The organism is Pandoraea sp. B-6 (genome assembly GCF_000282835.1).
Taxonomy (GTDB): domain Bacteria; phylum Pseudomonadota; class Gammaproteobacteria; order Burkholderiales; family Burkholderiaceae; genus Pandoraea; species Pandoraea cepalis.
In genome coordinates this window covers 1-12,625 of the sequence record NZ_KB290550.1, presented here as the reverse complement: position 1 = coordinate 12,625, position 12,625 = coordinate 1, and the positions used below count along the sequence as shown (strand labels likewise).

The 12,625-nt window shown below is 65.0% G+C and carries 13 protein-coding genes, 1 other RNA gene and 1 riboswitch; of the genes, 5 read left to right on the top strand and 9 right to left on the bottom strand.

Translation table 11 applies throughout. The features are described 5' to 3' along the window. Window positions 1-192 precede the first annotated feature (192 nt). Entirely contained in the window at window positions 193-411 is a 219-nt protein-coding gene (locus A985_RS0119425; protein WP_017235042.1) for a hypothetical protein, read from the top strand. 259 nt (window positions 412-670) lie between these two features. Here the strand turns inward: A985_RS0119425 and A985_RS28335 are convergent, their stop codons facing one another. Further along, entirely contained in the window at window positions 671-817 is a 147-nt protein-coding gene (locus tag A985_RS28335; RefSeq protein ID WP_017235041.1) for a hypothetical protein, read from the bottom strand. A gap of 266 nt (window positions 818-1,083) precedes the next feature. On the opposite strand from A985_RS28335, the gene A985_RS0119415 reads away from it, so the two are divergent. Then, window positions 1,084-2,037: a cobalamin-binding protein gene (locus A985_RS0119415; RefSeq protein ID WP_017235040.1), complete on the top strand. Its 954-nt coding sequence runs from the start codon at window positions 1,084-1,086 to the stop codon at window positions 2,035-2,037. A 27-nt stretch (window positions 2,038-2,064) separates the two neighbouring features. On the opposite strand, the gene A985_RS0119410 is transcribed toward A985_RS0119415, so the two are convergent. From A985_RS0119410 to A985_RS0119380, 7 genes are all read right to left on the bottom strand, one after another. After that, window positions 2,065-2,655 carry a histidine phosphatase family protein gene (locus A985_RS0119410; RefSeq protein WP_017235039.1) on the bottom strand — a complete coding sequence of 197 codons (591 nt, stop codon included), beginning with the start codon at window positions 2,653-2,655 and terminating at the stop codon, window positions 2,065-2,067. Beyond that, window positions 2,646-3,524, bottom strand: coding sequence for an adenosylcobinamide-GDP ribazoletransferase (locus A985_RS0119405; RefSeq protein ID WP_020372915.1), 879 nt, complete (start codon window positions 3,522-3,524; stop codon window positions 2,646-2,648). Before A985_RS0119405 ends, A985_RS0119410 begins: the two co-directional genes overlap by 10 nt. Next, window positions 3,521-4,606, bottom strand: coding sequence for a nicotinate-nucleotide--dimethylbenzimidazole phosphoribosyltransferase (gene cobT / locus A985_RS0119400; protein WP_017235036.1), 1,086 nt, complete (start codon window positions 4,604-4,606; stop codon window positions 3,521-3,523). Before cobT ends, A985_RS0119405 begins: the two co-directional genes overlap by 4 nt. Before the next feature lie 31 nt (window positions 4,607-4,637). After that, window positions 4,638-5,282 carry a cob(I)yrinic acid a,c-diamide adenosyltransferase gene (gene cobO / locus A985_RS0119395; RefSeq protein ID WP_026132160.1) on the bottom strand — a complete coding sequence of 215 codons (645 nt, stop codon included), beginning with the start codon at window positions 5,280-5,282 and terminating at the stop codon, window positions 4,638-4,640. A gap of 92 nt (window positions 5,283-5,374) precedes the next feature. Further along, window positions 5,375-6,199 carry an ABC transporter ATP-binding protein gene (locus A985_RS0119390; protein WP_017235034.1) on the bottom strand — a complete coding sequence of 275 codons (825 nt, stop codon included), beginning with the start codon at window positions 6,197-6,199 and terminating at the stop codon, window positions 5,375-5,377. Further along, on the bottom strand, window positions 6,196-7,191 hold the full coding sequence (locus tag A985_RS0119385; protein WP_017235033.1) for an iron ABC transporter permease: 996 nt from the start codon (window positions 7,189-7,191) through the stop codon (window positions 6,196-6,198). The genes A985_RS0119390 and A985_RS0119385 overlap by 4 nt, the downstream gene beginning before the upstream one ends. 27 nt (window positions 7,192-7,218) lie before the next feature. After that, on the bottom strand, window positions 7,219-9,243 hold the full coding sequence (locus tag A985_RS0119380) for a TonB-dependent siderophore receptor (protein WP_017235032.1): 2,025 nt from the start codon (window positions 9,241-9,243) through the stop codon (window positions 7,219-7,221). Window positions 9,244-9,395: 152 nt separating this feature from the next. Further along, window positions 9,396-9,648, bottom strand: a riboswitch (cobalamin riboswitch). Window positions 9,649-9,737: 89 nt separating this feature from the next. Between A985_RS0119380 and A985_RS0119375 the strand changes: the two genes are divergently transcribed. The 3 genes from A985_RS0119375 to ssrS all read left to right on the top strand — a co-directional run bounded on the left by A985_RS0119375 (window position 9,738) and on the right by ssrS (window position 10,574). After that, window positions 9,738-10,049, top strand: coding sequence for a hypothetical protein (locus A985_RS0119375; RefSeq protein WP_017235031.1), 312 nt, complete (start codon window positions 9,738-9,740; stop codon window positions 10,047-10,049). Further along, complete coding sequence (locus A985_RS0119370) at window positions 10,046-10,357, top strand: cell division protein ZapA (RefSeq protein ID WP_017235030.1); 312 nt, start codon at window positions 10,046-10,048, stop codon at window positions 10,355-10,357. The genes A985_RS0119375 and A985_RS0119370 overlap by 4 nt, the downstream gene beginning before the upstream one ends. A 35-nt stretch (window positions 10,358-10,392) precedes the next feature. Then, a non-coding RNA gene (gene ssrS / locus A985_RS27715) (6S RNA) lies at window positions 10,393-10,574 on the top strand. A 142-nt stretch (window positions 10,575-10,716) separates the two neighbouring features. Here ssrS and A985_RS0119365 read toward each other — a convergent pair. Further along, complete coding sequence (locus A985_RS0119365; protein WP_017235029.1) at window positions 10,717-12,501, bottom strand: acyl-CoA dehydrogenase; 1,785 nt, start codon at window positions 12,499-12,501, stop codon at window positions 10,717-10,719. Window positions 12,502-12,625: the final 124 nt, after the last annotated feature.

The following is a 12,625-nucleotide window of genomic DNA, read 5'->3' as shown; positions in this document are numbered from 1 at the left end:
TCCAAATTCCTCGTAACGCGCCCGAAGGGTCGCCTCATTTGCGCTTATCTCGTATCAAACGACGTGAGACGCGAGCCCTTTTTCGTTACAAATTGAAGCATTTCTGCAACAAATGCATACAGTCATCGCCGAAGGGCGCCGTTAGACTGAAGGTTCTTTCGCAAGGGCTTTCCCCGATAAAAGGACGACCAAATGAAAAAACTGCCTCTGTTGCTCGCGACCCTCCTGACCGCCGCTGTCGTGACGGTCGGTTGCACCAAGAAGGAAGACCAAACGGCCGCGCCGGCCGCCGACACGTCGGCATCGGCACCGGCGGCAGACACGGCCGCACCGGCCAGCGATGCAGGCGCTGCCATGAGCGCGCCGGCGTCGGACGCAGGTGCTGCCGCCCCGGCCCCGGCGTCCAACTAAGGTCGCCAACCGGTTGGCCGGACACTGCCGCGCAAGCGGTTCTGTTACACGGTGCGCCATCCACCGGTCGCCGGAGTCTCGCTTCAGTAACGCTATAGTCAGGATGTAGTCACGCTTTAGTCACGCCCTGACAACGCGTTAGCGATCGCGCCCCCTGAACTCTCCGGAGTCCGGGGGGCGCGGTCGTTTTCACTTGAGGCGCGATCGCCAGCGTTTTGTCCCGCGAGGCTTCGCACCCTGCGTCTATCGACACGTCCCACTATTTGACCACCGTTACGCCACCGTCGATCACGCCGTAGGCTTGCACCTTGCTCGTGCCGTTCGCGGCGCTCGCACCACCATGTCCGTCCGGCGCCGCACACGCACCGAGCATCATCACCAGTGCGAGCGTCAACGCGCTCCTCATTCCGATATTTCGCTTCACGACTTCCACTCCCAGAATCCCCCGCACGGGCCGTAAGTATTGTCTGCCGATGTCCCGACGCGCTCCAGCCTATCGCGTCACGCATCGTTCGACCTCTCATGCATGACATCGGTTCGCGGGGATCAGCACGCCAGCCCCTTGTCGCGACGACACAACCCGCAGAGAATGGCGAGTCGGCCGGCGGGCCGGTGCGTTTTCGCGACGCTCCACCGTGCCAACCCACGTCCTTCAACCCCAAGCCCGCCCAGATGCCGCTCAATCTTCCGGCCATGCCCCTGCTTTGCCGTCTCCGCGGAATTCGCCGCTATGGAATTGCCCTGGCCGCTGCCTGGCTCGCCACGCTCAGTGCCCACGCCGCCATCTCCGTCAAAGATGACTCCGGTGCCACGGTCACCCTCCCGGCGCCGGCCCAACGCGTGGTGAGCCTCTCGCCGCACGCGACCGAGCTGCTGTTTGCGGCCGGCGCGGGCGACAAGGTGGTGGGCGTGGTCGCTTACTCAGACTACCCCGAGGCCGCGCGTCGCCTGCCGCGCGTTGGCGACAACAGCGCGCTTGATCTCGAACGCATTCTCTCGCTCAAACCCGACCTGCTCGTCGTGTGGATGCATGGCAACTCGCAGCGTCAGGTCGAAGCATTGAGACAGTTGAAAATACCGATTTTCTATTCCGAGCCGAAGCATCTGACGGATCTGCCCGCGGCAATCGAGACGCTGGGCACGTTGACGGGAACACCTGCCAAAGCGCAAGCGTCGGCACAAGCGTTTCGCGCGCGCTACGAAGCGCTGCGCAAGCAGTACGCATCGCGCTCGCCTGTCGAGGTCTTCTATCAGGTGTGGACGCAACCGCTCATGACACTCAACGGCAACGCCATGGTGAGCGACGTGATCCGGCTGTGCGGCGGTGTGAACGCCTTCGCCGACGAAGCGCCGCTCGTGCCGCGCGTGTCCGTCGAAGCGGTACTGGCCAAACGCCCGGAAGCGATGTTCACGGCGACGTCTGGCGCAACGGCGTCCGTCAAGCCGCTCGCCACGCTCGACGCCTGGCGCAAGTGGCCGCAGTTGCCTGCCGTGGCCCACAACAACCTGTTCGGCATCGACGGCGACCTCATCAGCCGGCCCGGCCCGCGCATTCTCGACGGCGCACGCGCGATGTGTGAAGACCTCGATATCGCTCGCGCACGTCGCCAACCTGCCGTGCAGTAATGCCGTCGCGGGGCGGCGCCCGGCCGCTCATGTGTTCCAGCGAATCAATCGCGCATGGCCGTCGTCGGCAACGTGAAGGTGACAGAGCGCGCCGAAGTCGAGCGCCCATGACAGGCATGCCGTGGTCGGCATGCGCAACGCCGTTGCGGTGTGCAGACGAATCGGTCCAGCGTGGGCGACGGCCACATGCACGTCGTTCGCGCCGGCACGCAACGCCCTCGCCCACGCGTGCATGCGCAACACGACGTCGCGCGCGGATTCACCGCCGGGAGGCGAGAATCCATGGATGTCGCGTGCCCACGCATCGAGATCGCGCCGGTCGAGGTTGTCCCACGGCCGCATTTCCCACGCGCCGAAGTCCATCTCCGCAAGACGCGCATCTTCTGTCACCGGCACGCCGAACGACGTCGCCAAGGCGTCGGCGGCGCGACGTGCGCGCAGCAAGGGACTGCTATGAATCGCCGTCGGCGTGCGGCCATCGAGTTGCGCCGCGAGTCCGGCCCGCATCGCGGCGACACACGCGTCGAAGCGCGCCGCATCGACCGGCAGGTCGGTCTGGCCGTAACAGACGGAAGACGCGACATCGGGCGGCGGATGCCGCATCAGGATCAGATCCATGCGCACACCGTGAGATACAGCGCGAGCTCGCCGAGTTGTTGGGCAAAGCCGAGCGTGTCGCCGGTGTAGCCGCCGAGACGGCGGCGCAGATACCGGATGAAGCCCGCGCGCAATGCGATCAGCACCACCGCGCCCGTCACGCCGGCGCGCCAGTCGGGCCACCCCCACCACGGCACGCTGCACGCCACGCCAAACAGCAGCTCGCGCAGGTGCAAACGTTGCGCGACCGGCTTGGCCTTGCCTTCCGGGCGCACGTAATCGAGCGAGCGCAACAGACTGATCGCCATACTGCGGCTGGCGGCGTGCGCGCCGATCAGCACGACGGCAAAGCCGCCCCACCCCGCCGCCGCCTGTATGTCGACGAGGGCCTGCCATTTGACGGCAAGCGCCAGCCACAACGCCACCGCGCCGTAGGTGCCGATACGCGAGTCGTGCATGATCTCCAGCACGCGCTCGCGCGTGAACGCGCCGCCGAACGCGTCGACCGAATCGGCCAACCCGTCCTCATGAAAAGCCCCGGTGAGCAGCACAGTGATGCCCAACCCCAATGCGATCGCGAGGTGCGGCGACCACAACCGGCCCATCGCCACCGTCAACAACGCGACGAGCGCGCCGACGAACACGCCGACGAGCGGGAAATAACGCGTCGCGGCATTCAGTTGCTCGGGCGAATGACCGACCCATGGCGGAATCGGCACCCGGGTGAAAAACCCGAGCGCGGTCAGGAAAAGCCGCACCTGTCCCTTGATGCCCCCGAACGCCCCTGCGCAAGCCCCTTCGCGCGCCGGGCGATCCCGCGTTGCCAACGCGCTCGACGGCGCATCGGCATCGCCCGCGGGGCGCGAGGGATCGGGGGACGAGGGGGTCATTGGTCCGACGCCTCGCGCTCACTCACGCCCGCCCCTTCGAACGTTGCCATCTCGCGCAGAAACGCGGCGGCCGCCTGAATGAGCGGCATCGCGAGCGCAGCGCCCGTGCCCTCGCCGAGACGCAGGCCCAGTTGCAGTAACGGCGTCGCCGTGAGGATCTCGAGCATGGCACGATGGCCGGTTTCGTCCGACGCGTGCGCGAAGACGCAATAGTCGAGCACCGCTGGCGACACGCGCGCGGCGACCAACAGCGCCGATGTGCTGATGAAACCGTCCACCACGATGACGAGTCCCAACTTCGCGGCCGCGAGATATGCACCGGTCATCATTGCGATCTCGAAGCCGCCAAAGGTGGCGAGCGTCTCCAGCGGATCCGGCATCCCATTCCCCACGTGCGGATGCGCCGCCAGCGCACGCTCGAGTATGGCGGTCTTTCGCACGAGACCGGCGTCGTCGACACCGGTGCCGCGTCCGACACATGCCGCGAGCGGCAGGCCGGTCAGCCGCTGCATCAGACACGCCGCCGACGACGTGTTGCCGATGCCCATCTCGCCAAAGCCAATCATGCGCGTGCCGAGCGAGGCGTGCGCCACAACGCGCGCGGCCCCGCCGGCCAACGCCGTTTCGAGTTGCTCGCGGGTCATGGCGGGCGCTTCGAGGAAGTTCTGCGTGCCGCGCGCCACGGGAATGTCGACGAGCGATGCATGCGACGGAAAATCAGCCGCAACGCCCGCGTTGACGACCTCCAGCCCAATGCCGTGAGTGCGGCAGAACACATTGATGGCTGCACCGCCGCGCAGGAAGTTATGCACCATCTGCGCGGTGACGGCTTGTGGATATGGACTCACGCCCGCAGCGACGATGCCGTGATCGCCCGCGAACACCAGCATGGTCGGACGCGCGAGATCGGGCGTCGCGCTCTGCTGAATCCGGCCGACCTGGTGGGCCACGCGCTCGAGCGCGCCCAGACTGCCGGGCGGCTTCGTTTTGATGTCAATGGCGTGCCTGAGCGAGGCGTCCATCGCCGCGGCAGGCGCGGCGATATCGAAAAGCTCGGCGAGCGAGGGGCTGAAAGCATTCATACGGTGACGTCCTGAAACAATGAGGCAGTGGTTACATTTCCACGCCGGCCTGCGCACGGATGCCCTGGGCAAACGCATGCTTGACCGGCGTCATATCGGTCACGGTGTGAGCCACATCGATCAGCGCTTGCGGGGCGCCGCGTCCTGTGATCACCACGTGCTGCATCTCCGGTCGTGCCTGCAAATCGGCGATCACCGTGTCGACGTCGAGATAGCCGAGCTTGAGGGCAATGTTCAACTCGTCGAACAACACCAGACCGAACGACGGGTCGCGCAACATTCGGCGCGCTTGCTCCCAGGCCGCTTCGGCCTTCGCGATGTCGCGCGTGCGGTCCTGCGTCTCCCAGGTGTAGCCCTCGCCCATCACAAAAAACTCGCACTCCGAAGGAAAGCGGCGCAGGAAGGTCTCCTCACCCGTCGGGATCGCGCCCTTGATGAACTGCACGACGCCCGTCTTCATGCCGTGCCCCATCGCGCGCACGACCATGCCGAAGCCGGAGCTCGATTTGCCCTTGCCATTGCCGGTCGTGACGACGATCACGCCACAGTCGCGCTGGGCCTGCGCGATCTTGTCGTCGATCACCTCCTTCTTGCGCGCCATGCGCGTGCGATGGCGCGCGTTGCGCCCGTCGTCGGCTTCCGATTGGGATGGGGATTGCGGGGTTTCTTGTGTCATGAACAGCACCTGTCAAAAGCAGGCGTACGGCGCGAGACGGCCGCACGCGGATGAGAGTGTACGCCCGCCCGTCGGGGCATCATGCGCGCCATTTACAGGCGACGCACGGGCACGAGGGCCTCGTCGTCGCCATCGCGAATGAGGCGCAGCGGATACCCGAAGGCGTGGCTGCAATGCTCGGCGCAGAGCACGTCGTTCACCGGGCCGGCGCGCCATCCGCCACGGCCGTCGAGCAGCAGCGCGTGCGTGGCGAAACGTCGCGCCAGATTCAAATCGTGGCAAGAGAAGATGACGGCGGCATCAATGCCTTCGGCGTGGCGGGCGAGTCGCTCAAGCGCGTCGATCTGGTGATGAAGATCGAGATGCGAGACCGGTTCGTCGAGCAACAGCAACGGCGTGGCCTGCGCCAGCACGGCGGCCAGCGATACGCGCTGGCGCTCGCCCCCCGAGAGCGTGGTGACGTCGCGCGCGGCGAAGCGCTCCAGACCAACCTGCGCAAGGGCGGCCATGGCGGCGGCGATGTCGTCGTCCGACTCCCATGCCCCCCAGCGGCCTCGCGCCAGATAGGGATGACGGCCCGTCAGCACCACTTCGAGCGCGGTGGCGCCGAACGCGTCGCGCGTCTGTTGCGGCATCAGCGCGCGCACCTTGGCGAGCGACGCCGGTCGCCACTGCGCCAACGCCTTGCCGCCAAGCATCACGCGGCCACTGGCGCTGAGCGGGGCGCCGCGCGCCGGTGTCTCGTCCACCTGACGCAGTCCGGCGAGCGTGCCGAGCAATGTCGTCTTGCCCGCGCCGTTGGGGCCGGCCAGACACCAGCACTCGCCCGGCGCGATCACGAGATCGAGCTGGTCCACGAGCACCCGCTCTGCGGCGCGCAGCGTCAGCGCGTGTGTTTGCAGCAGCGGTGCGCTCATTGGATGGCCCGTCGGGAAAGCAGCCACAGGAAAACGGGCACGCCAATCATCGCCGTGATGACGCCAACGGGCAATTGCGTCGGCGCAATGACTGTGCGCGCCACAAGATCGGCGAACATCAGCAACGCCCCACCCCCGAGCGCGGCGGCAGGGAGCAGCATGCGCTGATCGTTGCCGAAGCGCAGACGCAGGATGTGCGGCACGACGAGACCGACGAAGCCGATGCTGCCCGCGGTGGTCACGGCCACGGCGGTTGCCAGCGACGCCGCCAGATAGATGCGGGCGCGCAGGGGGCCGACGGCCACGCCCACGCCATGCGCCACCGCTTCGCCGCGCAGCAGCACATTCAGGCGATGCGCGACCGGACACACGATGAGCAGCGTCGCCGCGAGCGCGATCAGCGGCAACCAGGCGCGGTCGACGCCGTTCAGATCGCCCGTGAGCCAGAACAGCATGCCGCGCAGGCTGGCGTCGGGTGCGAGGGTGAGAATGAGCGTGGCGAGCGCGCCAAAGCCGGCGGCCATCATCACGCCGGTCAACAACAATTGGGTACTGCTGTCGTGATCGTCATGGCGTAGAAAGCTTCGGCGAGACAGCGCCATCACGAGGGCAATGGCCGCAAGCGCGCCAGCGAAGGCGCTCGTCTGCACCCAGAAAAAAGGCAGCATGAGTGCCAGCGACGCCAGCGCGGCAACCCCCGCACCGCCGGAAATGCCCAGCACGTAAGGGTCAGCGAGCGGGTTGCGCAACAGCGTTTGCATCAACGTGCCCGCGACCGCGAGCAGGCCGCCACAGGCGAACGCGGCGAGTGCACGCGGCAGACGCAGACGCCAGACCACGTCGCCGGCAAGACCGGCGTCATGGCCGAGCAGCAACGTGCCGATTTCGCGCAGCGAGACCGGCACGCTCCCTAGCATGAGCGACACCACGAGAACGGCCAGTGCCACACCGGCCAGTCCCGTCCAGATGGCGAGGGCGCGACGCAGCGTCATGCGACGTCTCGCCCTGCCGGGACGTCGTTAGAACTGTTTCCAGCCGAGCGAGACGTAAATCGCGCGTCCGAGGGTGTTGTAGCCATAGACCGTCTGGTAGTTCTTGTTGAAGACGTTGTCGAGGTGCGCCGAGACGTACCAGGATTTGTCGATATCGTAGCGTGTCTGAAGGTTCACGAGCGTGTAGGCACCGAGATGCTGACCGCCCGTATCGTAACGCTCGCCGCTGTAGAAGACATCGCCGCCGACGGTGAATTTGCCGAACGTCTTCGACAGACCGACCGACCCGAACTGCCGGGCGCGACGCGCCAGTTGCCTGTCGGCATCCAGATCGGTTGGGTTCTGCCGCGTGAACGAAGCGCGCACGTCCATGCCGAGGAACGGACGGCCCGCGTAGGTCAACTCCAGGCCCTCGACGCGCGCGTTTGCGACGTTCGCAGCCGTGTACGGAAACACCGTGAGCGACTGGATCAGGTTGGTGTAGTCGGTCCGGAACCCCGTCAACTTGACCAGGCCGAGGCGCTCGCCGCCGTTGAACTGCACGGCGAGTTCCTTCGAAATAGAGCGTTCCGGTTGCAGGTTCGGATTGCCGAACCCCGGATAGAACAGCTCGTTGAAGGTCGGTGCGCGAAAGCCGTCCGACGCATTGGCCATGACCTTCCACTGTGGCGTGAGCGAGTAGCCGTAGCCGGCCCAGTAGCTGTTCGCGCCGCCGAAATCGGAATACACGTCGCGTCGCACGTTGGCCTGAATCTGATGCTTGCCGAATCGTCCCTCATATCCGACGTAGCCCGAATCGAGATGGCGGTTGTTGCGGTCGTAGTTCGTACTGCTCTCGACCGTTTGCTCCAGACGCGTGTAGCCGGCGATCAGCTTCTGATCCGGCATGAACGCATATTCGTTGGCCCAGTCGATCTGGTTGCTCGACGTATGGAAGTTGCCGTTACCGCTGCCGTTCAGATAGTTATAGCTGTAGTCGTCGCCCTGCGTGACGGTGATCCGGGTCTTCCACTTGTCCGTGAGGTTGCCCTTCGCGTAACCAGAGATCTGGCGAACGCGGGCGTCGCTGTCGTTCAGGTCGGTGGGCTTGCCGTAGGCATTGTCGTAGCTGCTGCTGCCGTCGCTCTGAAACAGACGCGCACCGACCTCCCACGTGTCGCCGACCTTGCGCGACAGCGATGCGCTCACGCTCGTGTTGTCGTCGCCGTTGCGGTTGGGGTTGACCTTCGGCGCGAAGCGCGGGTCCTGCGCCGAGATGCCGTTGGTGTGAAACCGCGAGACGTCCAGGGAGAAGCGGGTCTTGCCGTCGTCGAACGCGCCGGCAATGCCGGCGTTGGCCTGCGTGGTGTTGTTCGTGCCGTAGCCCACTTCGGCATAGGCGCGGGGCGGGCCGCCGTTGCCCTTGCGCGTGAAGATCTGGATCACGCCACCGACGGCCTGCGAACCATACAGGGCCGAGACGTTGCCGCGCACGATCTCGATGTGGTCGATCTGCGACACCGGGATCTGAGCGATGTTGGTCGTACCGGTCGTGGCTGCGTTGACGGGCACCCCGTCGATGAGCACGAGCGCAGCGTTCGATGCCGCGCCGCGCATGAAGACGCTGGCCGACGTGCCGAAACCGCCGTTCTGCACGATTTCCACGCCAGCCTGTCCGCGCAGCAGCGTCGGCAAATCCTGCGTCTGGCTGCGTTCAATGTCTTCGCGCGTGATGACCGAGGTGGCCGCCAGCGTGTCTGTGAGCGTCTGCTCGGTGCGCGAGGCTGTCACCACGGTCGCCTTGAGTTGCACGGCGGTGGGGCTGTCGGTCGCGGGGTTGTCGGGCGGATTGGCGGCGAGCACTGCCGGCACGGACGACGCCGTCGATGCGGCATCGGCGGACTGGGCCGACTGGGCATGGGCGCCGATGCTGGCGGCCAACAGGGCCGCCGCGATGGCAAGACGGTGCGGGGCGGCAACCGACGTGGCCGGTGAAGACGTAATGCGGGTAGTGCAGGTAGGACGTGGCAAGACAGGCGCGTGCAGCGCCATCGCGCGAACGTGGGTGCGCATGATCGGGTGTGACTTCCGTAGTTTTTTATTGCCTAGGCCCGTTCCCCCGCAGGCCGCTGGCGCAAGGGGAGCGCCGGTGACACGTCACGGATGCGAAGCACCGACACATGAAAACGACGACTGCCCGCCACCGGCTGCGCCGGATGGCATGGCGTTTCCCCACTCACTCCGGCCGGTATCCGGGCTGGTCATTGTGGCGCCTGACCGGCCTTCCCGCGAGCGGATAGCTCACAGTGGCGATGAAGGTGAAGCGCGTTTTCGGAAACCTTTCGGGCCGAAAGAATGACTTACCGTTGCGGGGGCAGCACAGGTTGACCAGCCCGTGTGGGGGCGCGGCTCCCTGTTTCCCGTTTAACTGCGCATGCCGGGAGGGCGTGCGCGAGCACCGAAGTGCCGCAAGTGTAGGGGCCATTCGAATGAGCGTCAATGCTCGTTCGTCGGGCATTGGCCGCCGATTCCGTTAGAATGTAGGGCAATTAAGAGGACGCAGCCCGATGCTCACCGATCTCGACAATCTCACCGACAAAATTGAACAGTTGGTTGTGATCAGCCAACGTTTTCATCAACACAACCAAGCGCTGCTCGCCGAACTCGATCGCGCGCGTGCTGAATGCGACGACACACGCACCGCCATCGAGCAGTTGCGCGTCGAGCGCGACGCCCTGCGTCTGCAGCGCGATCAACTTGCTGCCAAGATCGACGAAGCGCAGGTTCGCCTGAATGCCATTCTGGAAAAGCTCCCGACGCAGAACCCCGCTGAAGGTCAAATGGATCTGCTCGGCACCCCCGGTGGAGAAAACGCATGACGATCAAGCAGCTCGAAGTCAATATTCTGGAACAGTCGTACCGGCTCGCCTGCCCGCCGGAACACGAGGCCGACTTGCTGTCTGCGGTGTCGCGCGTCGATGCCGAGATGAGCAAGGTGCGTGCGCAAAGCAACGTGCGCGGCACCGACCGGATTGCCGTCATGGCAGCCTTGAGTCTGGCATCCGAATTGCTTGCGCTGGAAAAAAGTATTGCTGCTGGACAAGCATTCCCCGCGGAAGAAATTCAGAGTAGAATGAATCGCATGAACGAACGACTGAGTGCTGTGATCGATCAGTATCAAAGCTGAAAATTCACTGGCTGCCGTTCGATTCAAAAAGTTAGTTTTCCCTGCCTGGTTCGCGAAAGTCATAGATTCCTTGAACCAATGATCTGTTGCAGGTTGCGGAAGTTTGTAGTGCTGGTGTGATCGTCACTCTGTCTGATGAACCCGAAGCGTTACTAACCGCGACCACCTTGAACCTCACGGTTCAGGATGCCGGCTTAGCGGCTGAGGCGGGGACCCAATACACGGCACTGCGCATGCAGTGCCGTTTTTTTTCGTCCGTTGTGTCCGTTGTGTCGCGTCCATCCGCTGCACTCGCACAAAAAAAGGCGGCCCGTAGGCCGCCTTCCCATCGATCGCGTCACGCCAGCGTGACAGGCCGATCAGAACTGTGCTTCTTCGCTCAACGACAGGGTCGACGCCGCGCCCTCGGTAATCGCCAGGGCAAGACCCGGCGCTCGCGTGAGAAAGTGATCCGCGAAGAAGCGCGCGGTACCGATCTTGGCATCGTAGAACGACGGGTCCTGATCGCGCAACGTCTGTGCGGCCAGCAACGCGCGGCCCATCTGCCATCCCCCCAGCACGATACCGGCAAGCGTCAGGTACGGCACGCTGCCTGCAAACACTGCATTCGCATTGTCCTGCGTGTTCGCGAGCACATAGTCGACGGCGATCGAGAGCGCTTCGCGCCCCTTCGCCAGACGGTCTGCCACGCCCGGCCCCACGCCGCCCAGCGCACGCAGTTCGTTTTCCGTCACCCTGATCTGCTCGCACAGGGCGCGGGCCACGGCACCGCCGTCGCGCAGCGTCTTGCGGCCGATCAGATCGTTCGCCTGAATCGCCGTCGTGCCTTCGTAGATCGGCAGGATGCGCGCGTCGCGGTAGTACTGCGCCGCGCCCGTTTCCTCGATAAAGCCCATGCCGCCGTGCACCTGCACGCCGAGGCTCGTCACCTCCAGCGACATCTCGGTGCTCCAGCCCTTGACGATCGGCACGAGAAATTCATAGACGGCCTGTGCACGTTTGCGTTCGGCCGCGTCTGCTGCGTGGTGACCGATATCGGCGTGTGCTGCCGCCACGTAAGCGAGCGCACGCGCGCCTTCGGTCAGCGCACGCATCGTCATTAGCATGCGCTTGACGTCCGGGTGATGAATGATGGCTACGGCGTCACGCGACGAGCCATCGACCGGACGGCTTTGCAAACGATCGCGGGCGTACGCCACGGCATGCTGATACGCACGCTCGGCGATAGCCACACCTTGCATGCCGACCGCGAAGCGCGCGGCGTTCATCATAATGAACATGTATTCGAGGCCGCGATTCTCCTCGCCGACCAGGTAGCCCGTTGCCCCGCCGTTGTCGCCGAACTGCAGCACCGCCGTCGGGCTGGCCTTGATGCCGAGTTTGTGCTCGATCGACACACAATGCACATCGTTGCGCGCCCCGAGATTGCCCTCGGCGTCGACGTTGAACTTCGGGACGATGAACAGTGAAATGCCCTTCACGCCGGCGGGCGCATCGGGGGTGCGTGCGAGCACGAGATGCACGATGTTCTCGGCCATGTCGTGTTCGCCGAACGTAATGAAAATCTTCGTGCCGAAGATGCGATACGTCCCGTCGGCCTCGCGTTCGGCGCGCGTGCGCACCATCGCGAGATCGGAACCCGCTTGCGGCTCGGTCAGGTTCATCGTGCCGGTCCACTCGCCCGAAAGCAGTTTCGGGACGTAGAGCGCGCGTTGTGCATCAGTGCCCGCGGTGAGCAACGCCTCGACAGCGCCGTCGGTCAGCAACGGACACAGCGCGAACGACAGGTTCGCGGCATTGAGCATTTCCGTGCACGGCGTGGCCACCAGCTTCGGCAGCCCCTGCCCGCCAAACGCCTGCGGATGCACGACCCCCTGCCAGCCCGCCTCGGAGAACTGACGAAACGCCTCCTTGAAGCCCGGCGTGGTTGTGACGGCGCCATCCTTCCACGTGCTCGGCTGCTGGTCGCCAATGACGTTCAGCGGGGCCAGCACTTCCTGATTGAAGCGCGCCGCCTCCTCGAGCACCGCCTGCGCGAGTTCGGGCGAGGCGTCCTCATAGCCCGGCAGCGCCGAGATGCTCGTCAGATCCGCCAGTTCGTTCATCACGAACTGCATGTCCTTGATCGGGGCCTGATAACTCATGTCGTTCCTCCAACGAATTCCGATTGCCTGCGGATGACGGCGAATGCCGAGATGCTTGGGATGTTTTTATGCTTTTGTTCGACCGATTCGCATGAAGACGCCGCACCGTCGCAGGCCAGCCTCC

Bases quoted from the DNA above. Each gene is read 5' to 3' on its own strand.
- A985_RS0119425 (WP_017235042.1), top strand. From the start codon at position 193: ATGAAAAAACTGCCTCTGTTGCTCGCGACCCTCCTGACCGCCGCTGTC.
- A985_RS28335 (WP_017235041.1), bottom strand. From the start codon at position 817: ATGAGGAGCGCGTTGACGCTCGCACTGGTGATGATGCTCGGTGCGTGT.
- A985_RS0119415 (WP_017235040.1), top strand. From the start codon at position 1,084: ATGCCGCTCAATCTTCCGGCCATGCCCCTGCTTTGCCGTCTCCGCGGA.
- A985_RS0119410 (WP_017235039.1), bottom strand. From the start codon at position 2,655: ATGGATCTGATCCTGATGCGGCATCCGCCGCCCGATGTCGCGTCTTCC.
- A985_RS0119405 (WP_020372915.1), bottom strand. From the start codon at position 3,524: ATGACCCCCTCGTCCCCCGATCCCTCGCGCCCCGCGGGCGATGCCGAT.
- cobT (WP_017235036.1), bottom strand. From the start codon at position 4,606: ATGAATGCTTTCAGCCCCTCGCTCGCCGAGCTTTTCGATATCGCCGCG.
- cobO (WP_026132160.1), bottom strand. From the start codon at position 5,282: ATGACACAAGAAACCCCGCAATCCCCATCCCAATCGGAAGCCGACGAC.
- A985_RS0119390 (WP_017235034.1), bottom strand. From the start codon at position 6,199: ATGAGCGCACCGCTGCTGCAAACACACGCGCTGACGCTGCGCGCCGCA.
- A985_RS0119385 (WP_017235033.1), bottom strand. From the start codon at position 7,191: ATGACGCTGCGTCGCGCCCTCGCCATCTGGACGGGACTGGCCGGTGTG.
- A985_RS0119380 (WP_017235032.1), bottom strand. From the start codon at position 9,243: ATGCGCACCCACGTTCGCGCGATGGCGCTGCACGCGCCTGTCTTGCCA.
- A985_RS0119375 (WP_017235031.1), top strand. From the start codon at position 9,738: ATGCTCACCGATCTCGACAATCTCACCGACAAAATTGAACAGTTGGTT.
- A985_RS0119370 (WP_017235030.1), top strand. From the start codon at position 10,046: ATGACGATCAAGCAGCTCGAAGTCAATATTCTGGAACAGTCGTACCGG.
- A985_RS0119365 (WP_017235029.1), bottom strand. From the start codon at position 12,501: ATGAGTTATCAGGCCCCGATCAAGGACATGCAGTTCGTGATGAACGAA.